This is a genomic window from Serratia sp. Ag1 (genome assembly GCF_000743355.1).
Lineage (GTDB): Bacteria > Pseudomonadota > Gammaproteobacteria > Enterobacterales > Enterobacteriaceae > Chania.
Map to the genome: position 1 here is coordinate 188,775 of NZ_JQEI01000014.1, position 22,528 is coordinate 211,302.

At 46.6% G+C, this 22,528-nt stretch carries 19 protein-coding genes, 1 pseudogene and 1 riboswitch; of the genes and pseudogenes, 15 read left to right on the top strand and 5 right to left on the bottom strand.

Features of this window, described 5'->3' with window-relative positions; translation table 11 throughout:
* The first annotated feature begins 723 nt into the window (after positions 1-723).
* Positions 724-899, top strand: a riboswitch (M-box (ykoK) riboswitch).
* 72 nt (positions 900-971) lie between these two features.
* The 11 genes and pseudogenes from IV04_RS09055 to tnpB all read left to right on the top strand — a co-directional run bounded on the left by IV04_RS09055 (position 972) and on the right by tnpB (position 12,490).
* Complete coding sequence (locus IV04_RS09055) at positions 972-1,994, top strand: magnesium transporter (protein WP_037399521.1); 1,023 nt, start codon at positions 972-974, stop codon at positions 1,992-1,994.
* A 113-nt stretch (positions 1,995-2,107) separates the two neighbouring features.
* Complete coding sequence (mgtS, locus tag IV04_RS26045) at positions 2,108-2,188, top strand: protein MgtS (protein WP_255351731.1); 81 nt, start codon at positions 2,108-2,110, stop codon at positions 2,186-2,188.
* 328 nt (positions 2,189-2,516) lie between these two features.
* Positions 2,517-3,881 carry a cation diffusion facilitator family transporter gene (locus tag IV04_RS09065; RefSeq protein ID WP_037399517.1) on the top strand — a complete coding sequence of 455 codons (1,365 nt, stop codon included), beginning with the start codon at positions 2,517-2,519 and terminating at the stop codon, positions 3,879-3,881.
* A 221-nt stretch (positions 3,882-4,102) separates the two neighbouring features.
* Positions 4,103-6,526: a DUF3772 domain-containing protein gene (locus tag IV04_RS09070; protein ID WP_037399515.1), complete on the top strand. Its 2,424-nt coding sequence runs from the start codon at positions 4,103-4,105 to the stop codon at positions 6,524-6,526.
* Positions 6,527-6,549: 23 nt separating this feature from the next.
* The gene (locus IV04_RS09075; RefSeq protein ID WP_037399513.1) at positions 6,550-6,903 is read left to right on the top strand and encodes a cupin domain-containing protein; all 354 of its coding nucleotides are present in this window, start codon (positions 6,550-6,552) and stop codon (positions 6,901-6,903) included.
* 101 nt (positions 6,904-7,004) lie between these two features.
* Positions 7,005-7,562, top strand: a complete 558-nt coding sequence (locus IV04_RS09080; protein WP_037399511.1) for a hypothetical protein — start codon at positions 7,005-7,007, stop codon at positions 7,560-7,562.
* Between the two features lie 587 nt (positions 7,563-8,149).
* Entirely contained in the window at positions 8,150-8,848 is a 699-nt protein-coding gene (locus IV04_RS09085; RefSeq protein WP_152562847.1) for a hypothetical protein, read from the top strand.
* A gap of 171 nt (positions 8,849-9,019) precedes the next feature.
* Positions 9,020-9,226: a hypothetical protein gene (locus IV04_RS26050; protein ID WP_152562848.1), complete on the top strand. Its 207-nt coding sequence runs from the start codon at positions 9,020-9,022 to the stop codon at positions 9,224-9,226.
* 1,420 nt (positions 9,227-10,646) lie between these two features.
* A complete protein-coding gene (locus IV04_RS09095) occupies positions 10,647-11,795 on the top strand; it encodes a hypothetical protein (protein ID WP_037440744.1) in 1,149 nt (382 codons plus the stop codon).
* 67 nt (positions 11,796-11,862) lie between these two features.
* Positions 11,863-12,165 (top strand): transposase, encoded by a 303-nt coding sequence (locus IV04_RS09100; RefSeq protein WP_231566273.1) that lies wholly within the window; start codon positions 11,863-11,865, stop codon positions 12,163-12,165.
* Positions 12,159-12,490: pseudogene (gene tnpB / locus IV04_RS24645) on the top strand (IS66 family insertion sequence element accessory protein TnpB). The gene IV04_RS09100 and the pseudogene tnpB overlap by 7 nt, the downstream one beginning before the upstream one ends.
* Positions 12,491-12,768: 278 nt before the next feature.
* On the opposite strand, the gene IV04_RS09110 reads toward tnpB, so the two are convergent.
* The 4 genes from IV04_RS09110 to IV04_RS09125 all read right to left on the bottom strand — a co-directional run bounded on the left by IV04_RS09110 (position 12,769) and on the right by IV04_RS09125 (position 15,253).
* Positions 12,769-13,146: a type II toxin-antitoxin system VapC family toxin gene (locus IV04_RS09110; protein WP_037399492.1), complete on the bottom strand. Its 378-nt coding sequence runs from the start codon at positions 13,144-13,146 to the stop codon at positions 12,769-12,771.
* Entirely contained in the window at positions 13,146-13,349 is a 204-nt protein-coding gene (locus IV04_RS09115; protein WP_037399490.1) for a type II toxin-antitoxin system VapB family antitoxin, read from the bottom strand. Before IV04_RS09115 ends, IV04_RS09110 begins: the two co-directional genes overlap by 1 nt.
* A 131-nt stretch (positions 13,350-13,480) precedes the next feature.
* Positions 13,481-14,413: a 6-phosphofructokinase II gene (pfkB, locus tag IV04_RS09120; RefSeq protein WP_037399487.1), complete on the bottom strand. Its 933-nt coding sequence runs from the start codon at positions 14,411-14,413 to the stop codon at positions 13,481-13,483.
* A gap of 150 nt (positions 14,414-14,563) precedes the next feature.
* Positions 14,564-15,253 (bottom strand): VIT family protein, encoded by a 690-nt coding sequence (locus IV04_RS09125; protein ID WP_037399485.1) that lies wholly within the window; start codon positions 15,251-15,253, stop codon positions 14,564-14,566.
* A gap of 112 nt (positions 15,254-15,365) precedes the next feature.
* Here IV04_RS09125 and IV04_RS09130 point away from each other — a divergent pair, with 112 nt between their 5' ends.
* Positions 15,366-15,935, top strand: a complete 570-nt coding sequence (locus IV04_RS09130; protein WP_037399482.1) for a DJ-1/PfpI family protein — start codon at positions 15,366-15,368, stop codon at positions 15,933-15,935.
* A 192-nt stretch (positions 15,936-16,127) separates the two neighbouring features.
* Positions 16,128-17,639 (top strand): Na+/H+ antiporter NhaC, encoded by a 1,512-nt coding sequence (nhaC, locus tag IV04_RS09135; RefSeq protein ID WP_037399473.1) that lies wholly within the window; start codon positions 16,128-16,130, stop codon positions 17,637-17,639.
* Here the strand turns inward: nhaC and IV04_RS09140 are convergent.
* Positions 17,598-18,566, bottom strand: a complete 969-nt coding sequence (locus IV04_RS09140; protein WP_152562849.1) for an acyltransferase family protein — start codon at positions 18,564-18,566, stop codon at positions 17,598-17,600. The two genes, nhaC and IV04_RS09140, sit on opposite strands and share 42 nt — an antisense overlap.
* Positions 18,567-19,119: 553 nt before the next feature.
* Between IV04_RS09140 and IV04_RS09145 the strand changes: the two genes are divergently transcribed.
* Together IV04_RS09145 and arcA are read left to right on the top strand one after the other, a co-directional pair.
* Positions 19,120-20,631, top strand: coding sequence for an amino acid permease (locus tag IV04_RS09145; RefSeq protein ID WP_037399470.1), 1,512 nt, complete (start codon positions 19,120-19,122; stop codon positions 20,629-20,631).
* 15 nt (positions 20,632-20,646) lie between these two features.
* Positions 20,647-21,918, top strand: coding sequence for an arginine deiminase (gene arcA, locus IV04_RS09150; protein ID WP_037399466.1), 1,272 nt, complete (start codon positions 20,647-20,649; stop codon positions 21,916-21,918).
* Positions 21,919-22,528 lie beyond the last annotated feature (610 nt).

Below are 22,528 nucleotides of genomic sequence, written 5' to 3' on the forward strand. Positions count from 1 at the left end.
CTTTATGGTGTTCGAAGAAGAAAGTGAGCAGCGCCGGTTAGCGCGGAATGCTAATTGTATCCAAGAACATCAAGAATGATAGTGAAAACGATTCGTATTAGGATTTTTTTTTTGCTTTCTGCTCAAAAAACGTCTTTTACCGGCAACACTGTGGTTGAGTTTTGTTCGTCGAATGGGGGTAGGTGCAGTAGCGATATATGGGGAGATGATGTCCTCTGGCACAAGTAAGTTTTGCCTGCACCAGAGTTTGCCGCATTATTCGGAATGTTTGGTCGGAATACAAACTTTTCCGTTAATAACATGTGCATCACGGCGTATCCAATCGTGGACTTTATAAACGCTGGTTTTGTGCTTTTGCGCGAAAAATCTTACGTCTCCGCCGTATTTTTTATATACGATTTCCTTAATGCTAACAAATATACTTTTTTCCATTTGGTGTTGTTTCCATTTTCAAATAGATGTGAAATTTATCGTTTTTATAATGGTAAAGCACAGTCTTAACATGGGTATAGATACCAGCGTAACATAAAGAATTAAGTGTGGGAATTATCTTTTATTACAAAGCTTTATCTTGGATTTTTCTCATGAGATATTCTTAGGGGATTTGTTGAATTAAAAAAAAGGCTAATACTTTTTAGATATTTCCTAAATATAACCTCAACGGGAGAGTTATTGTTCAGCACAATCAAGCTCATGGGGTTATAATCGCCGTGTAGTTTATATGCAGTATCTCGTTTGGCGAGGCTCCTATACAAACACAGGTTACTGATCTGACGACATCGAGAGATGCCCAAGGTTAAGACAGGCTTTATCGGATTAAGGTTTAGCCCAAGGTAACTTCTGAAATTTTTTTTTCAGATACGTTGTATAGTGCTAAAACCTGGACGCGGAGATAGGCTGTCTGCACTCCCTCTTTGGTTAACGCCCCTATGCGATTCACTGTTGAAGTTTAAACAGAAATAGGGACTAACATGATTAAATCACTTCCATACTCTCCAGCGATGGTGGCTACCCCGGCGATAGTTCATAAAGAATCATCGGTTGCGGGTTATATGACCTCGGATTTTATTACCGTTTCCGGCACGATGACGGTGAATGAGGCAAGAGACTACTTCCTGTCGCAATTACAAACCGATGAAATACCAACACAATTGTTTATCACTGCTGATGATTACCAACTGCGCGGCATGCTGTCAGTGAAGAAACTGCTGCAATGCCAAGAGGGCGACCGTGCATTGGCTTCGATGATGAACCATACCTACTTCCACGTTTCACCGGATGATGACCGGAGTGATGTCGCTCATTTGCTGGGCAAAGGTGGGCTGGATGTTGTGCCGGTCGTCGTCAATAAGACACTGGTTGGTATCTTGGGGGAGAAAGAGATTGCTCGTCTGATCGAAGATGAAAATACCGAGGACGCGCAGCGTCAGGGAGCGAGTTTACCGCTGGATAAACCTTATCTGGAAACCAGCCCATGGGCGTTGTGGCGTAAGCGTTCAGCCTGGTTATTGCTTCTGTTTGTGGCAGAAGCCTATACCGGCAACGTGTTAAAGGCATTTGAAGAACAATTGGAAGCGGCCATCGCACTGGCTTTCTTTATTCCGTTGTTGATTGGTACCGGTGGGAACAGCGGTACACAGATCACCTCGACCCTGGTGCGAGCTATGGCGTTGGGCGAGGTCAGCCTGCGCAATCTGGGAACAGTGCTCAGCAAAGAGGTCAGCACTTCGTTGCTGATTGCTCTCACTATCGGGATAGCAGCCTGGATCCGCGCCTGGATTATGGGCGTTGGGATGGATGTAACGTTGGTCGTCAGCCTTTCACTGGTAGCGATCACCGTCTGGAGCGCTATTGTTGCTTCCATCATTCCAATGCTGTTGAAGAAAGCGGGGATCGATCCGGCAGTGGTATCCGCACCGTTTATTGCCACTTTTATTGATGGCACGGGTTTGATTATTTATTTCAAGATTGCTCAGGCTGTTCTGGGGATTTAAAGCGGCTCTAGGCTCCCGGATCGTCGGGAGCCTATAACCAAAAGAGGAGGTCAAAAAGCCAACACACGTGCAATTTTATGTAGGTAAAAGAGGATGAAATTATGGGAAACATGATGATGTTTATGGGTTTTTTGGGATTGGTCAGCGTACTGGGGCTAGCGGCAGCCTACATGAGCACAAAATGGGATAACTGATGAACGAAAAAGCACCGCCTAGAAGCATCCTCCCCGTAATTACATTACAGATTATGGGGAGGATATTTGTAATAGTCAAAAACTGACGGTATTAACCGCGTGTGATAATGATGGTTATTCTTATTATTGGGTTGTTCTACGCGATTTTTATGATTGCTGTAGGTATTAATGAGATTTATTTCTATTCAACCGGAGAGTCTGCCTTTATTTCCAGTTTGATATTAACGTTTTCAGCGGGTATTCTGCTCGGCGCTTTTGTCTGGAAATTTTCGGCAAAAACAAAAAATTAATTATATATAACCAACACTCTGTGAACATGAGTCGTGCTATGCAAAATGAAAAGCAAACCGTTGCCAGAAACTCCATGATCGCCAGCGGTCTATTGGCTTTGGGCAAATTTATTGCCGGTATTTTCACCGGCAGTATTGGGCTTATATCTGAAGGTATTCATTCCTTCACCGATTTTATCGCAACTTCTATTACCTGGTGGGCGGTGCGTGTCAGCGACAAACCGGCTGATGACGATCATCACTTTGGCCATGGAAAAGTTGAAAATCTGGCGGCGCTGTTTGAAGTATTACTGTTACTGGCTGCAGCGGGTTGGATCATTTATGAAGCGGTGAGTAGCTTGTTAGGTGAGGCGCATCAGATCGTCGCGGCCCCCTTGGTTATTGCTGTGCTGTTGATCTCTATCGTAGTCGATTTTTTCCGTGTCAAAGCGTTGAACCGCGTGGCAAAAGCCACCGACAGCGCTGCACTGGAAGCCGATGCGTTACATTTTTTCTCCGATATGCTGTCATCCGCTGTGGTGCTGTTAGGGATGGTGTTTGTGCTGTTCGGTTTTGACCGTGCCGATGCTTTGGCAGCACTGGTTGTAGCTGGATTCATTCTGGTTGCGGCGTTGAAGTTGGGTAAACGTTCATTTGATTCACTGATCGACACTGCACCAGCCGGTAGCCGGGAAGATATTATCGCTTTACTCAACGATTTCCCGGCGATCCTCTCCACGGAAAATATCCGCCTGCGCAGCGCAGGGGCCATGCTATTTACTGAAGTGAGCGTTGGTGTGTGTCGGACGCTGCCGTTGGAACGGATTAACGCGCTGAAAGCGGAGATCGCTGCGCGAATTGAGCGGGAGTACAGCAACGCCGAGGTGAGGGTGATTGCCATACCTCAGGCCCGAAGTGATGAAGATATGGCAACGCGTATTCGCATTCTGGCCGCCAACCATGGTGCCGTGGTGCAAAACCTTGCCCTGCAACAGTTAACCGATCATATGTCGATCAGTATGGATTTGGCCGTTCCAGCCAGTGCCAGCGTAGAGCAGGCGCATGCCATCGCTTGTGAGGTCGAGGATATTCTGCGCCAGACATTGGGGGAGAATACCGAGATAGAAACGCATCTGGAGCCGCAAATTGTACATTGCCTGACGAGTCATGATGTGGAGCGTAGCGAACTGACGCAAATTCAGCAGGCACTGGTGCTATCCGCCGAGAACGGCGGGCTGGTCAAGGATGTACACAATATCCGCGCCCGTAAAACGTCACAGGGAGTGATTGTGAATTTCCATTGCCGAGTATTGCCTGCACTATCGATTATGGCCGCGCACGATGCTGTCGACTTTATTGAACGGCAATTGAGAATGCAGTTTCCTGCCGTATCTCGGGTTGTCGGGCATGTCGAGCCGTTGTAATGGATTAACACCGCCTGTTCATTGAGAAAGGCGGTACTTTACTGGTTTCTTCCTCCTTATATGCTCTAAATAATTCGTACTCATGGCGAATTATTTAGAGCATATGCTTTTGTGCAGTATAGGTTATTACTATAATCGGAGCCCATATCGTTATTCAGGCGAGACCGGTTCATTGCACCCCAGTCGCGTCCATCGCCAACTCATGCTGAGTATTCACAGTTATGATGAAATCCTTACAGATTTTCCTGTTTATCTTCTTGTTGTCTGGCTTGCAACTTGCCACGCAGAGCTATGCTGCCGTTCCTGCAACGACGGTGGATAGCAGCCAACCAGATACCGCTACAGCACTAAAAAATTATCAAAAACAACTGGATACTATCAAGCAGCAGGTCTCAAAAGCCCGCACTGATAATCAGTTGAGTAAACTGTTTATTGCCACGCAGACGCTGGCGGCAAGTTTAGAAAAATTGGTGACCGATCTGCAGCCCGAGCAGGAAAAGCTGCAGGCACAGTTGGACGTGCTTGGGCCAGTTCCCACTTCTGGTTCAATGGCGGAGACGGCTGCTGTTGCCAAACAGCGCGATACGCTCAACAGCAGTAAAGGGCTGCTGGATGATGCGGTAAAACGCTCTCAAGCGATCAGAGGCAATGCGATCTCTCTGGGGCAACAGATCAACGATTTGCGTCGCGTTGCTTTCAAAACCCAACTGGCGTTGAACACCGGCAGTATTTTGAGTGCTGATTTCTGGGGCGCGGAGGAGCAACCGCCCGAAGAGGACTTGAACCGGTTCAGCGATTTCAATCAGCAGATGCTGCAGATTTGGGATACCAGTTGGCAGGAAGAGTGGCGTTACGGCACGCTGGGATTGTTGGGATTGGCGATTGCCGTCTGGTCGTTGGGGCGCTATGCCATTGAGCGTTTCTTAGCCTGGTTGAGCGTGCGTTATTTACCGGATGGCAGGCTGCGCCGTAGTTTTATGGCGTTGGCAACCGCGATGATTACGTTACTTGCGGCCACGCTTGCGCTAAATCTGATTGAGCTTACCTTTTCTCGCCTTCAAGAATTCAGCCCGGTAGTTCAGGACTTTGCCAATGGTTTCAAACAATTGGGTATTTTCTGTGCCTTGATCGCAGGGTTAGGGCGGGCTTATCTTTCTCTTGGCCGCCCATCCTGGCGTTTGGCGCACATGGATAATGCCATTGCTGCCGGTATGCGCTATTTCCCGCCATTGCTCGCTGCTTTGGCCCTGGCTTTTGGTTCGATAGAACAGATTAACAACGTGACGGGCGCCAGCCTGAAAACTACAGTATTAGGCAACGGGCTGGTCTCTACCTTAATGGCGTTGGTGCTGTTGGCAATCCCTTTACGCACACGCCATATTCGCCATAAATTAGTGCGCAACGGTGAGCATGTTGAGAAACGCTCAACGCTTGATGGGATAGCTAATATCCTGATCTTGCTGTCTTCTGTGGTGATCCTGCTATCACTGTTAATCGGCTACGTGGCGTTTGCCCGCTTTTTGGTCTATCAACTGATCTGGATTGCGCTGGTTTTGATGGCGTTTTATTTCCTGGTGCTGTTCACCACCGATCTCTGTGCCGCAGTTTTCTCACCGCAGACGACCAGCGGGCGCACCTTGAAGAAATCACTTAACTTCAAAGATCGCCATCTCGAACAACTGACGATTATTTTCACCGCTATTTGCAAATGTTCGTTATTGCTCCTGATGATTGTCGCCTTACTGAATGGCTCATTCGGTACTACGACACCCAATTCATTGATTGAGAAAATTATCGCTATTCTGAGCGGCGATGGTTTGAAGCGTTTGAACATCGTACCGAGCAATCTGTTCAATGCTGCGCTTTTCCTGGTGATTGGTATCTATATTCTGCGGGTTACCAAACGTTGGTTGAGCCACGAATTGCTGCCCAAAACCATCAGCGATATTGGTATTCGCGCTTCATTGGTAACACTGTTCAGTAATGTCGGTTATGTATTAATCATTTTGATCACACTGGCTGCTCTGGGCATCCAGTGGAACAACCTTGCCTGGATTGTCAGTGCGTTATCGGTTGGTATCGGTTTTGGCTTGCAGGAGATAGTGAAAAACTTTATTTCTGGCCTGATTCTGCTCACCGAACGCCCGGTAAAAGTCGGGGATATGATCGGTATTGGCGGTGTAGAAGGGGACGTGCGTCGTATAAACGTGCGCGCTACCGAGATCCAGCTTAGCGATCGTTCAACCATGATCGTGCCTAACTCGCAGCTGATTTCGCAAAACGTGCGCAATGCGACCATGGGGAATGCGCAGGGTGTGGTGACGATCGCGCTGACTTTCCCGATTAATATTGATCCAGAGCTGGTGCGTAATATTCTCTTGGACGCGTACCGAAGCTATGAGTCCATTCTTGAGACGCCAGCACCGTATGTGCGCTTTAGTCAGTTGGGCCCGGATGGCATCATCCTTAGCGTGACCGGTTATGTCACCAGCCCGCGTATGGTCGGCGCTACCAAAAGCGAATTACTGTTCAATATTCTCAAATTGTTACGTGAACAACAGGTAAATCTTTCGAATCCGAAAGAGGTGGTGTTTATGAAGCAGCGAGCTAAAGAGTTGGCTGACGAAGAAGAACACTCTTCCTGATCATTAAATGGAGAAAAGCGCAGATGATAACGAATATGCTGAAACATTTTCCTGACGCTGCGCTAAAGGCAGAGGCTGAAACTTTCGAGGAGTTGATTTCTCAACCTGGGGTGCTAATCGAGCGGATTGTTTCTACCGGGCAATCGAGCCCTGAAGGATTTTGGTACTGCCAGCCGCAGAGTGAATGGGTTGTGGTGCTACAGGGTTCAGCAGGTGTTCGATTCGAGAATGAAGCAGAAATGCGAGTGATGCACGTGGGTGACTTTATCAACATCCCTGCACAATGTCGGCACCGTGTTGAATGGACGGATCCACATGGCCCAACCGTGTGGTTAGCCGTTCATTATGGTTTGGAGACGACAGAAAAGAATCCGTAGAACGTAGAATGAAGCTGCTTGTGAACTTAGTGTGGTAACACAAGCGGAGTTCAGGTAATTACCATTTTCTTCTCAGGAATAAACAAAACGGATAAGTAAATATGGAAATTATTCTAATGCGTCACGGTAAGCCTGCCTTCACCGATGCCCAAAAAGTAACTGCCCATGAAATGCCAACATGGATTGAGCATTACGACCTTTCAGATATCAGCGATAATCAACCACCCGAAGCCTGCCGGGTAATGGCGCGTAAGGCGCGGCTGGCTGCCAGTAGCCACCTTCCCAGAGCAATATCCTCAGGAGCTGCGCTTAATTTAGAGCCTCAAATTGTGGATGACATTTTTAGGGAAGCTGAACTGCCAATATATTTTATACCTGTCCTCAGGTTGTCTCCTTTTAGTTGGATTATTTTGCTTCGCCTGATATGGCTTTGTGGCATGTCAAAAGAGGCTGAATCTTTATCTATGGCGAAAAGGCGTGCCCGACGAGCTGCTGACATATTGATCAATTATGCCAAAGAACACGACGGACCAATCCTCCTGATGGGACACGGGATTATGAATCGACTTATAGCGAAGGAGTTAACATCATTGGGCTGGAAAGAACGCACCCGAGCCGGAAAAGGATACTGGAGTGCTGGCGTTTTTCAGCTTTCGTAGCATTATGCAAAAGCCTGCTCTTGGCATAGGCTGTGTGAAAACTCATGCAACATGGCAAGACCACCGCCAGCCGAGACGGGGGGCCAGTGAAACGGTCAGCAACGCCATGACTCATGGTGCAAGGATGCTTTCGATTAACGCATCTCGGCCAGCATCCTTAGGCGTATTTCTATCGTTCATGATTTGCTTTGCGTTTTTTACAGCATCAATAATATCTGTTTTTTCCTGTCCTCCGACAAGCGCCAGGCGTGTGAGAAGAACACTTGTAATCTGATACCCACAAAAAGCAGGCTCTTCGTAGAGTCGGTTTGCAAGCCATATTATATAATTTCATTTGTGCGGTCAGTCTTGCTTAGCCTGGTCGGTTCTCAAATCGGTGAGGGCCACTGAAAGCACCTTATCACCAGCGGTGTTGTTTATCCGCTGGCTGACCGGAATAGAAAACTGACCGGAATGGACGACGGATTAAATTTAACATAATATACATTATGCGCACCATGATGACGGTACGCATAACAGTTGAAATGTCTTGCGGCCTTTTACTGGGATTACGGTCGTCCGGTTGTTTTCTTCGGGACCTGATTTAAATGAAACAATTGATACTGGCCGTGGCTGCTGCGATAAGTGTAACTTTGCTACCATTCACATGTTCAGCAAATGCTGACTCAATGGGCATTAATAAAGATTGTAATCATCCGGTTAGTCAATACGGCATCGACTCTATCACTGCGTTCGCTCAGTACAAGGCTGAACCGAAAAAATTCATGGAGGCCATGACGGAATTTTGTAACAGAGGCAAAACCATGGGTGATATGGGATTCGATGCTGTGGCGAATCTGTCGCTCACCGAGTCAAGAAAATGGACCGATTCTAACCTGCAAAGCCAGAGTAAAGAACAAAGCGAGTTTTCAAGCAGCTTCGCTCACCTTCTGAACTCAGCAATGCTGAATGGCTATACCGGATTTGACTATCCAAAACCACCGGAGCAGAACAAAGCACCCTTACCAGATTCATTCAAACCGTATGAGATGTGTGATGTAATCACCTCTAAAGCAGCAGAATACGCCACCTCACAACTCCCTCCTCAGGTGCAAATCACATTATCCGAATGGAAGAAAATAAAAAGTGAATTTGAAATGGTGTGTCTTATTGGAATGGCGAGCGGTAATGGTCGCAAGCCGGTTGATCATGAACTGATGAGCGGACTTAATGATATTGCTAAAGATGTTTATTCTCAGGCATATAAAATTGGCTCAAAATATCCAAAGCACAACAACTCCAAATAATCAATCGGTGAATATACAATGAATAGTTCCTATTTAACAAAGCATCTTTCAAAATTATCGCTGATTATCAATCTCGCACTAACAGTCATGCTCTGGTTTTATTGTATAGGAACAAGTGACCCGCTCTTATTCTCCATAATCAGGAGTTACATCTTTATAAGTTATGATGCTGTGAAAATCATTATAACTGTAGCTTGTGGGATATGGGTAATCAGAAGTATTACTGTTTATGAAGCCAAGGTTATTCAGTTTGTTCAGGCGGACTTTCTGAAAGAGATTCTCAAAGAGTTGCAGTCTTCAAGAAAGCTGAAGCAAATTGATAATGCAGATACAGTGAAAGATGTTATCAGAATAGACTTTGACAAAGTAGAGCGCTAACTCTTTTTACTTCTGTTGGCTCAGGGTCTTCACTTCTGTGGAGACTCATTATTATTTAATTTGTTTTCTATTTGTTATTGGTCAACTCAAGCCGTATGGCTCTCCTGCGGAGGGCTTAAAAGATTTAAAAGAAATGAAGTTCCTGATAGTGCAGATAACTGAGATAGTACAAACAACAAAGGAAGTACAGAGAACCGATTAAGATAAAACAACAGAGGATATATATAACAGCAACCCCGGAAAGGATTGGCGCAGCTTATCATGAATATCCAAGCCTGTAAATAATATATAATATTTTTTTATCCTCTCTCCCTATCGGGTTAATCTAGTACAGCATCCCACCGGAATGCAATTCGCATAACACCCCACAGGCCACAATCACCATAATACCAATGCAGATAGTCAGCTAATGCCGAAAACACCACACAACCGCATACAGAGAGCTATTGGTCACTATGCACACTAAATTAGAATAACTGTATAAATAGACAGTGATGCATATGCCCACCTAGCACCCAGAAATCACTGTCAAGCCCCCTTTCCTACCCCATTTATGGCGCCTGTAGCGCTTGTGAGGCATGCCAACTTAACTACTCTTAGGCTACCTCATGGAGACTCTGTGGCTCCCTGACAAGGCGTCTAGCAGACTGTAACGCTACCTGACACAATTTATGGCTTGAACGCTTTTTTTTATTTTATTTTTTGAATTTTTAATTTTAATTAATCCTGTACCTCCGCCCGCAGTGCTGGCTTGAAAGAATGCGAACGAAAAAGTAGGACCCATCCCCGATTCCTTTTTCTCTTTCCCATCTTTATTTTCATCACTCAGGAGATACCCTTATGGAGCAATACAAGAAATACATTCGTAATAAACGTTATCATCGGAATTACACGCATTCCGTTCTTTATCCTGGAGCGACATTCAGAACCAAAAGTGATGGAGAATGCTCTATCCCCGACACGGTACAGTTGTGCCGATTAACACAACTGAGAAAATGGTTCTCATCGCAGGCGGCTTTTCTATATAACTTTTAGAGCACCGGCTAGGCCTAAAAACGAATTCCTTAATTTGTCGGGGTTTATACATAATGAGCCACCATAAATTTGTCCCTCTTTGCTTTATCCCGCAGAACGGCGAAGTCATTATGCAGGCATGTGTTCAGAGACCACCGAGCAGTACCGGCTAGGCCTAAAATGCATTCCTTAATCTGTCGGGGTTTAGGCATCATGAGCTACCATAAATTTGTCCCTCTTTGCTTATCCCACAGAATGGTGAAAATCATCATGCAGGTATGTTGAGTCGAGCTTGTTCTGGTTAAGTAGTACGGGTTATCATACTAAAGTTCGGGTGTCACAGAACCCCTAACCGTTTTGCGGATAAAATCTGAAACAGTGGTATTAAGATTCTATGAGAAGAAGAATGTCTGAAATACTCAATAACTCAATAAAAGTAATAGTGTCTTTTTTTATCGTTTTGTTTATAAACAAGGCACTATCAGTTTTTCGTAAGAGACAGCTATATTTAGCTTGCTGGAATTATTTGAAGAATACAAGTCTTTCAGATAATTCATGTACAACAAACGGAAGTATTTATAATAAAGGAAAAGATAAAGAAAAGAACGTTGAAATATCAATGCCTAGTGGCATAAAGATATCATTGATATCAAGCGACTATAGTTCAATAAAAACTGAAAATGGAAAATTAATCATAGATAGGGTTTTGCCAAAACAAAAAATATCTATTGTCGCGTTGGTCGAAGGCATAACAGAGATTAACAGAAAGATAAAGCCAGAAATAAAGTCAGAAGATTCAAATGGGAAAACTTTTTTGGGTGCGGATTTTGTTCCACCCAGCATGGGAATAATAGTATTGGCAATGACAATCATTTTATTTGTAAGTGGGATGATACTGTATATTGAAAAGGTTGACAAGAATGCAATTTTTTTCTTCGAGAAAAAATACAATCAAATCAAGTATAATGATTTGTATGATCAAGGGTTTTCGTTAGAAATATTTCAACAAAAAGAAGGGGTGGATAGATTCACGTTAAAAAACAGTAAGTTGCCAGTCAGGCTTTTGGATATTAGTGAAGCTAAAGGAAATGTGGTTTACAATTTTGAACTATATAACTTGACTGATAAAGATGTTGATGTTAGAGCGGAGTTTATAGTGAAAAACTTATCTGATTATTTAAGTGATTTAAAAGCCTTAAACAAGAGGCACCCCAATATAAAAGATGAAAAAAAACCAGAGAATTTAGGGAAGTACTTCAATGAATTGAAGTTAATTTATGACAAGCATAACATTGGTTATAAAATGGTGAAGGCTAATAAAATAAACATTCCAATTCAAGAAGGTGTATATAAATTTATTATGAAGCCTGCAGAACATAAATTACTTAAAATTGAAAAGAAAATAGATAAAACACAAAGCGATACTGAGTTCAATTTAGATCTGGATTTCATAATTGATAGAGATGAAAAAGATGGCTATCTCAGTTTAAAATTTAATCCTATGGACTCACATAAGAAAGCAAAATTTGAGGGTATAATGCAGAATAAGAACTGATTCGCAGTAAGCGTACGGTGATCTCATATTGCTAGCTTCATTCAATACAACGAACCTGAGGTAAAATATGGCAAAACAGTATTCTCACAGTGAACGGCAACAACATCTCGACGCCTGGCAACAGAGTGGATTGTCTAAAAAGCACTATTGCCAGCAGCATGACCTGAACCCAGCCACCTTCTATTACTGGCTCAAGCATCATCGCGATGACGCTACCGTGCCCCCTCCTGCCGCCTTTATTCCTGCGCGCCGAGTAATACCTGAGAATAACGACGCCGACACGGTAACCCTCAACCTCCCCAATGGCTGTTCGGTCCGTTGCCTCCCCACTCAGTTGCGGGCGGTGACGCAGGCCTTGTCCCTATGTTAACGCCGCAGCACATCTGGCTGGCACAGGAGCCCGTTGATATGCGCCGGGGTATTGATACGCTGACGCAGTATATTACCGACCACTTGCACCAGCCCTGGCAAGGGGAAGCCGCTTTTACAAGGCACGCTCACGTATCAAGGTTCTGCGTTGGGACAAGCACGGTGTCTGGTTGTGTCTTCGCCGTCTTCATCAGGGCCACTTTATCTGGCCCCGACAAGGGGATGTTGCCTGGATGCTGTCACCCGAACAGGCCGACTGGTTGATGAAAGGCATTGACTGGCAGCGGGTTGAGGGATTTGAACTGACTCAGTGGAAGTCACCTTAATAATAAATTAACACATTGATTATCAATGACAATGTAGTGCCGTACTGATAAAATAGCCACATGAATATCGATGCACTGCTGACCTCAAAAAACCCCGACGAATTGCGCTCTCTGGCGTTGAGGTTACTTGCAGAGCTTGTATAGGTAAAATAAAAGATGAATAAACAAATTGAAATCTGAGGTTTCCTGTGCTGTTCATCTCTCATCGGAGCATCTGTCGCCTTGCAGCCAGAAAACAGATTGGTTTTCTGGCTGTTTCTAGTGAGGTTAAAATTCTGTCAATAAATCGGCTGATAATTCACATTAAAACGCTTCGCCAACGTGTCAAGCCGCTTATCCAGCGTCCAGAGTTTCGCTCCTGGTGTTATCAAGGTCGAGGCCAGCAACGTAAGATCAATCAATCCACATCCTAGCCCGTACAGTTTTTCGTTTTCAATAAACGCCATTACTTCGGTAAGGTCGGCCTGATGGCTCTGTTGCAACAACCCCAAATCGCCAAGCGTTCGCAGTCTTGGGGCCGGTGGAGTTCCGCAAGCTATTTCTGCCAGTATCATTGGGTGAATCAGAGCCAGATCCAGCCTCAGCAGCTGAATCAATCCGTTATTGCTGTTTTTGAAATGGTCAATCCAGATGGATGTATCAACTAAAACAGTCATTATGCCGATGGTTCCTCCCGGCGACGGGAAACTATCGGCATATCAGGTGATGTACCGCCGAGCGAAGCCAGCCTTTTTGCTGCCTGCACTCGGACAAATGTTTTCACCGCTTCACGGAAAATATCTGCCTTATCCATATCTGGGTCAGCCATTTCCAGTGCCTGCGCATACAGCGCATCATCAATCGTGACAGTAGTTCGCATAATACAGCCTCCTTGATTCATAAATTGATGACAGTATACATCAAAAATAGAATCACGGAGAATTGCATGGGATAACCTTGTATCCGCATTCTTGAGAAGCTCAAAGCGCTTCTCAAGAAATCAAACTAACGCTAACTCTTGCAGATATAGTTATACAACCGCTGAGTATCCTCTGGTGAACAAAGACGAGTCCCTAGGTTAAGTGTGGCAGCGCTACCAGCGGCCACGCCAAAACGCACGGTATCGACCAGATCGGCCCCTTGTGCCAGTTTCAACGTCATCGCCCCCACCATACTGTCACCGGCTCCAACGGTACTCATTTTCTTCACTGGTGGCGGAACGATCTGCACGCAGCAATCACGATCGACGGCCATGGCTCCCTGTGGCCCAAGTGAAACCACGACGCGTTCTGCAGCACCGCATTGCACCAATTCCTGTGCGGCACAGCGCACATCATCAGGGTGTCCCAATGGCCGACCGAGTAACGCAGAAAGCTCATTCTGATTAGGTTTGACCAAGGCTAACCCGCCGAGATCCAGGCAGGCTTTTAATGCGTCGCCAGAACTATCAATGATGCACTGCAACCCCATCGTCTGCGCCTGTTGCACCAGATAAGTCAATTTTTCAACGGATGTATCTGGCGGCAAGCTGCCGCTGATCACCAGAATAGAATCGGAGGGAATGCCGTGTACTCGCTCTACAAGCTGCTCAAACTCTGCGTCATTCAGCCGTGCTCCCGGCATAACAAAACGGAACTGTTCACCACTATTATCAACATGGACATGCAGATTTTGCCGCGTCCAGTCTTGGGTTTTCAAGGTTTCCGTATGAATCCCTTCCCTATCAAGCAACTCTTTCAAATGCTCGCCGGTTGGGCCGCCGATAGGGAAAATCGCACTAGCTTGGCCACCAAGATATACCACGGCGCGGGCAACATTAATGCCCCCACCACCTGGTTCAAATATTGGCGTAGTACAGCGCAGCTTTCCTTCAGGATAAATTTTTGCAGTCGTCGTGGCGCTGTCTAACGAGGGGGACAATGTTAAAGTGAATATCTGAGTCATGATAATACACCCTTCCTTTTGGGATTTTACTTCGTAATAAGGGGTCAAAAAGCTCAGAACCTTCAACTCCCTTTATTACCTTAAGTAAAGCACATGGATACTCGGTTGCTAGTTAAATCAGCGGCTAATGGCAAAGTGAAACGCCTTTCGTTAACCAGCGACCAAGCCAAATAACGCCCCAACGCCAGATGACACCCCCATCGCAAGCGCGCTCCAGAATGTGATACGAACCACGCCAGGTCCAATAGGTGCTCCCCCGGCTTTAGCGGCAATACCCCCCAAGATTGCCAGCGACAACAAGGCCGAGAAGGCGATAGCCGGAATGGCCCATTGCGTAGCAGCAATCAGCGCGACACAGAGTGGCAGCACTGCCCCTGCGGCGAAGCTGGTCGCCGAGGCCAAAGCCGCCTGCAATGGGCGCGCGGTGGTGATTTCTGAAATGCCTAGTTCGTCGCGAGCATGCGCCCCCAGAGCGTCATGCTGCATCAACTTCTCTGCCACTTGCTTGGCCAACGCCAGATCCAGCCCACGATGCACATAAATAGACGTCAATTCACGGTGTTCACCGTGGTAATCGGCGTGCAGCTCCGCCTGCTCTTCTGCCAATGCGGCTTTTTCGGTATCGGCTTGGGAGGAAACAGAAACGTATTCACCCGTTGCCATAGACATCGCGCCAGCCACCAAGCCGGCAATGCCCGTCAGCAGAATGCTGCTGTGGGTAGCGTTAGCAGAGGCCACCCCCAATAACAGACTAGCGGTAGAAACAATGCCGTCGTTTGCTCCTAAAACGGCAGCTCGTAACCAGCCGATTTTTTCTATGCTGTGGCGTTCTCTGTGCATCAGGATTCTTCCTTTATTATCATTTCGTTCGATGTTACTGGTCTTCAGTGTCTCACCTTTGTTACCGATGAACTATAACTAACAGAGTTCCCCTCCACCTGAGATGCTTACAATGTCCAAGAAAAAGATACTGATGCTGGTTGGTGATTATGCTGAAGATTATGAAACCATGGTGCCGTTCCAGGCGTTGCAAATGCTGGGATACGTTGTAGATGCGGTCTGCCCGGACAAAGGGAAAGGCGATTACATAATGACGGCCATTCATGATTTTGACGGAGCACAAACCTATAGCGAAAAACCGGGCCACCGGTTTGTACTGAATGCAGACTTTGCAGCAACCCGCTCTGAGGATTATGACGCCCTGCTGATTCCCGGTGGCCGAGCGCCAGAATATCTGCGTCTTAATCAGCGGGTGATTGAGTTGGTGCAGGAGTTTGATGCCGCACGCAAGCCGATTGCCGCTGTTTGTCATGGCCCACAGTTATTGGCGGCAGCAGGTGTACTGCAAGGGCGAACCTGCAGTGCCTACCCAGCCTGCGCCCCTGAAGTGCGGTTGAGCGGTGGCGAATATGCCAATATTGGCATCGATCAGGCGCACGTTGATGGCCATTTGGTTACTGCCCCAGCCTGGCCTGCTCATCCGCAATGGTTAGCGAAATTTGTTGAAGTCTTAGAGAAATAGAAGGTTTCAGTCAGGGCTCTCCGGCCTGAGCCGGGGAGCTTGGGCCAGGCACCCCAAACTGCATAATTGTGCAAAAATCATTGCGATATATCGCTGCAAGCTATACTTACCGCAATGGTTCCATGGGCATAGCAGTACAACGAACTTAAAAACCTCGGCGACCCCATTGTCTTATTTATCTACGGAGTACATATGGACAATCCAAAAACCCCCCGCACGGTGAAGGCACCAAGTTATCTTGATGCATTGATTCCGGTCTTTACGTTGATCATTTTGGTGGGTTCTTCCGTTGCTCTGTTTGGTCTTGATGCTGTCAATGGTCCACTGCAAGTGGCGATCATTGTAAGCACGATGATCACCGCAGTGATCATTTTAAAGAACGGCCATACTTGGGAGGACGTGGCAGAGTCTGGGCGTAAAGGCATTTCAACCGTGGTCGGAGCGATCTTTATCCTGTTTTCCGTAGGTGCACTGATAGGCACCTGGAATATGTCTGGCACTATTCCCACGATGGTTTATTACGGCATTCAGATGATCACGCCGAACTGGTTCTTCCCTATCGCTTTTCTGGTCTGCGTTGCGGTGTCGATGAGTATCGGCAGCTCCTGGACGACGGCGGGTACGCTGGGCGTTGGTTTAGTGGGCTTGGCCAACATGCTGGGGCTCTCGCCGGAAGTCACTGCAGGTGCGGTGATCTCAGGAGCTTATGTGGGGGATAAAATCTCGCCACTGTCAGAGAGTACCGTGCTGGCAGCCCAGTTGAACGGGGTGCCGTTATATAAGCATATCCGTTCACAACTGTGGACCACCGTTCCCGCTGGTGTGATTGCCCTGATCGCTTTCATCGTTTTGGGTATGAATAAAAGTGGTTTCGACGTTACGGTCACTAATAACGAACTTGCCCGGTTTGGTGAGCTGTTCCACATTACCCCTTGGAACCTGTTGCCACTGGTTTTCTTGCTGGGGCTTTCGGTGTGTAAAGTACCTGCCTCACTGGCGATCATGTGTTCGGCGTTATTGGCCGGTATCATGGCTGCTTTTGTACAACCGCAGGCTATCGTGCGGTTTGTGGCGGAACCCGATTTGGCCACGCCATTGCTGGCAGTAAAAGCCACTTGGCTGGCAATGGCAAATGGTTTTCAAGAAAACTCGGGGATAGAGCAGATCGATGCCCTGCTTTCTCGTGGCGGCATGGACAGCATGTTGCTGACCATCTGGTTGATCATCGGGGCGGTGACCTTCGGGATCATGGTGGATGATTTTGGCTTGCTCAATAAATTGGTCACGCCACTGCTGCTGCGGGCCAAGGGTATCGTCCGTTTGTTCACCTCGGTTGTGGCCACCGCTATTGGGCTCAATATCGCCGCAGGCGATCAGTACATTGCATTACTGTTACCAACTCGCTTGTTCCGTGGCGAGTTCGCTAAACGCGGTCTGGCGCCAGAGAATCTCTCGCGAATCGTTTCAGACGCCGGTATTGTCACCTCCCCGCTGGTGCCATGGAACTCATGCGGTGCTTATATGGCTGCTGTTTTAGGGGTTTCAACCATGGGATATATGCCGTTTGCCGTGTTCAATATTGCCGCGCCGTTAATGACGCTGGCACTGGGTATTACCGGCATTAACATTCGCCGGATACCCATTGCCACTTCGACAGATGATTCAAAAGGAAATAATTCTGGCAGTGAACCGGTTCAGAAGTAACAGACGGCAAATCATCACTGAGGCAATAAATACCAAGACCAGCAGCGTAAATTTTAATGTGACGTCATCAAAGCGATACAAAGAGGTGATAAAGTAAAACACGCTGTAGTGGACAATATAAACCCCAACCATTGCCGGGCTGATAAACTCAACGATGTTGGTTATCAGCCTGCTTCTGATGTTGATATTATCGAACAGAATGAACAGCACCGAGCTCATGGCGAGCAGATGAAGGTGCTCCACCACAAACCAACCGGCAACGCTGAGCTGAACGTGGGTTGACAAGTAACGTTCATAGAAATACATCGAGATCCCTAGCGGAATAATCAACATCTTTGCCAAACCAAATACGCGCACACTCTTGGTAAAGAGGCGGCCCTTTTCAGACCCGAGCATATGGCCAAAAATATAGTACCCACCCCAGATCCAGATGAATGAATAACTGGAAATAAACAGGGGATCATCTTTGGCATCCAGTGGGCTAAAGATATCCAGCAAAGCAATAATAGCTACCAGGCTGGCGAAGAAAAGCGCAGTGATTCTTAAATGCTTAATGCCTTTAAGAATAATAGGATAAATTAAATAGATAATACCCATGTTCAACAGGATACCATTCTGCAATAAATAGCCCTGCTGTATGTAATTGGTGGTAATCAGTGATAAGATGATATTCCAAAATATCATGATTAAAAAAATTGACTTTATCTTAACCACGATGTCTTTTTTTGTCAGTTCTTCCACTTCATCCATATAGCCTATTATTATAAAAAATAAAGGCTTAGCTACTATTGATAAGAAGTATAAAATACTCATGGCATCAGCGTTGAGAAAACACTCATAGGCACATATTTGGCTTGTTGAGAAAAAAGTGACCGCTGCAAAACAACTCAGACTTTTTAATGCATGCTGACTGACATTTTTAATCATTGCGCTACCACCAATTACCGAGCACGTACTGGCGTACCCTGCTGTTTTTTATAAAAATAATTTTAGTACAATAATGTTAACTGCACAACGCATAATTATCACTGCCTATTCTTTATAGGGGGTTATTTCTCTTTCCAATTAATTGCCGCCAGAATGAAAGTGGTCAATGATTAACCATTCCTGGTTATCGGGTTGATTATCATCAGTTTGTGACAACCTCATGACAAAGTCGGGTTTATGCCAAAATTTAACGAAAAGAATAGAGCTTAATAACGCCATCTTATGTACTGTTCTTCTTTTGTGTAAAAATAAAGCAATATCTTTATTTTTATCAATTCAAAGAATTATACTCTGCAAGTTGTTTTGTTTTTGGTGTTTAAATCCATTGGCGGGGTGGGATTTAATCGATTGATAGCGGCTATGTAGTGAATGATTGTAAAGGATTCTTTCAGAACAGGAAAAATCGGCGGTTATGGCTATGATTTAAATCGTGAGTAAGTACGTTAGCCTTTAATAACACATAACTTATGACTTGGTGTCAGTAAGGAAAACTATGACAAGTTCATCAACGAATAAACTGTCCCTATGGTCTCTCACCGCTTTAGTGGTGGGTTCCATGATAGGCGCCGGGATATTTTCTTTACCGGCAACCTTTGGGCGCGCAACGGGTGGGTTTGGTGCCATCATCGCCTGGTGTATTGCGGGCGGTGGTATGTTAATGCTGGCCTTTGTTTTCCAAACCCTGGCTCAACGTAAACCCGATCTCGATTCGGGCGTATTCATTTACGCCAAAGAAGGGTTCGGTGATTATCTTGGATTTGCTGCGGCACTGGGATTCTGGGCCGGTACCTGTATCGGTAACGTTTCCTACTTTGTGCTGATCAAATCAACATTAGGAGCGTTCTTCCCAATATTTGGTGATGGTAATACCATTCCTGCAGTAATAGTGGCTTCGGTCATTCTGTGGGGATTTCATATTCTGTTACTGCGCGGGGTAAAAAGCGCGGCGGCCATCAATACCATTGCCACCGTTGCTAAAATTCTGCCAATCATTCTCTTTGTTATCGTCTTGGTCTTTGCCTTTAAAGGTGATGTATTCGCGCTCAACTTCTGGGGAGCTCCGCAAGTGGCTGCCAGCGTAGGCGATTTGTCACACCTTAATGACTATGGTTATGTTGGCCATGCGGCGGCGGCAATTGCCCCAACCGTGGAGCCGGAATCCCTGTTCAGCCAGGTACGCAGCACCATGCTGGTCACGGTGTTTGTGTTCTTGGGGATCGAGGGTGCCAGTGTTTACTCCCGCTATGCCAAAGATCGCAGCCATGTCGGTATCGCAACGGTAATGGGGTTCATCGGCGTACTGTGCCTGCTGGTGCTGATCACCATGCTGTCTTACGGTGTGATGTTGCGTCCTGATTTGGCCGCATTGCGTCAACCTTCCATGGCAGGCGTGCTGGAAGCCATTGTTGGCCGCTGGGGTGCCATCTTCATCAGCGTCGGTCTGATTGTTTCTGTGCTCGGTGCTTACCTCTCCTGGTCACTGCTGGCAGCAGAAGTGCTGTTCTCTGCAGCGAAAAGCCAAAGCATGCCAAAAGTGTTTGGCACAGAAAACAGTAATGCGGTCCCCTCTTCCGCAGTCTGGTTAACCAACGTCACTATTCAAGTGTTCTTGATCCTGACCTTGTTCAGTCAATACGCGTTCCAGCTGGCGCTTGAGCTGACCAGTTCACTGACTCTGATCCCTTACCTGTTGGTGGGTGCATACGGGTTGAAACTGGCTTGGACTGGCGAAACTTACGAGAACGATAAAACCGACCACAAGAAAGACCTGATTATTGCATTCATCGCAACTTTTTATTCACTGTTAATGCTGTATGCAGGAGGAATGAAGTATCTGTTGCTGTCGGCTGTTATCTATGGCCCAGGCACACTGTTGTACATTATGGCCAAGCGTGAGCAGCACGCGAAACTGTTCACACCGGCTGAAATGGGGCTCTTCGTTATCGTTATGGTCGCCGCAGTTGTTGCAATCTATAGCATTGCAACAGGCGTAATTACTATCTGATCGAGGCAAGTCATTATGTCGACTAAAAAAAAGACACAGACTAAGTTTGGTGTACATTCAGAAGTAGGGAAATTGCATAAAGTGATGGTGTGTGCGCCTGGTAAGGCGCACAACCGGCTGACGCCAAGCAATTGTGATGAATTGCTGTTTGATGATGTGTTGTGGGTTGAACGCGCCAAGCGTGACCATTTTGATTTCATGACCAAAATGCGTGAGCACGGCGTTGATGTGGTCGAAATGCACAATCTACTGGCAGAAACGTTGACCCTGCCTGAAGCCAAGAAGTGGATACTCGATCAGCAGATTGTCCCCAACGAAGTATCGCTGGGGATTCTGAATGAAACTCGCAGCTTCCTGGATAGTCTTGCCCCACGTGCTTTGGCCGAAGTGTTGATTGGTGGTCTTTCCACCACTGAACTGGCAAAAGAAGGCTATGCCGATCATGAAGAGCTGAAACTGATCCGCGAAGCGGTGGGTATTACTGAATATCTGCTGCCACCGCTGCCAAATACGTTGTATACCCGTGATACCACCTGCTGGATCTACGGTGGCGTTACGCTGAACCCACTGTATTGGCCTGCTCGTCACGAAGAAACCATCCTGACAACGGCCATCTATAAATTCCATCCGGACTTTGCGGGCAATGTTAATGTCTGGTGGGGGGACCCAACCGTGCACCATGGCACCGCAACCCTTGAAGGGGGTGATGTGATGCCAATTGGCAATAAAACTGTGCTGATCGGTATGAGCGAACGTACTTCGCATCAGGCAATCACCCAGTTGGCGGCGGCCTTGTTCGCCAACAAGCACTCAGGCGTTGAACGCGTGATGATTGCTGCAATGCCGAAACTACGTGCCGCCATGCACCTGGATACGGTATTTACCTTCTGCGATCGTGATGTTGTTACGCTCTACCCTGCGATCGTCAATCAGATCAAGACCTTCTCCTTGCGCCCAGATGACGGCCCAACCGGCATGAAACTGAGCCGTGATAAAGGTACCTTTGTTGAGGCGATTGCCGGGGCGTTGAATCTGAAGAAACTGCGCGTCGTAGAGACTGAAGGCAACGACTACGATACCGAACGTCAGCAATGGGACAGCGGTAACAACATGGTTGCTCTGTCTCCAGGTGTTGTGCTGGCTTACGATCGTAACACCAAGACCAACACCCAGCTGCGTAAAGAAGGGGTCGAGGTGATTGAGATTGTGGGTAGTGAATTGGGTCGTGGGCGCGGCGGCGGCCACTGTATGACCTGCCCGATTATCCGCGATGCTATTGATTATTGATTAAATAGTCGCTTCTGCGGTTGAGCTCAAGCCGGATAGATAAGCTATCCGGCTTTTCTTTGTATTCAGAAAACCCCCAGCTAGGCTGGGGGTTCCGTAAAGCTTCCAGCTTTGAGTCGGCTCTTTTAATGGCCAGTAACGCTTGTGGTCAGGTAGCAACAAAGCACCTCTGGAGATAGATAAGCCGCTAATAGTTGATGAGAAAGGCTTAGCGCATACCCGATGAATGAGAGAAGTACCAACACGTTACTTATTCAGTGTCTTGGGGGGTAAGTACAAAGGAAACTGTCATATGCGCTAAGGAAGATATGTGTATAGAAAGATGTGATGGTAACTACAGTCGCCCTTACATTGATGTAGCCCGTTTACGGGCAGTAAGTAACAGAAGTAATGCAAATGTGAGGTAGTCATGCGCCTGTTAGGGCGCGGCAGGTAAGAGAGCCTTACAGGCGCATATGAAAAACCTCCGGCTATGCCGGAGGATATTTATTTGCCTGTAGGATGGAATAGCGAGTAACAAAAAAGCCCCTTTCGGGGCTGAGGTTGATGACAAAGTGGCTTTTTAACTCGAGATACCCGGGTCTAGCGCACCTGTAGTGGATCAGTAATA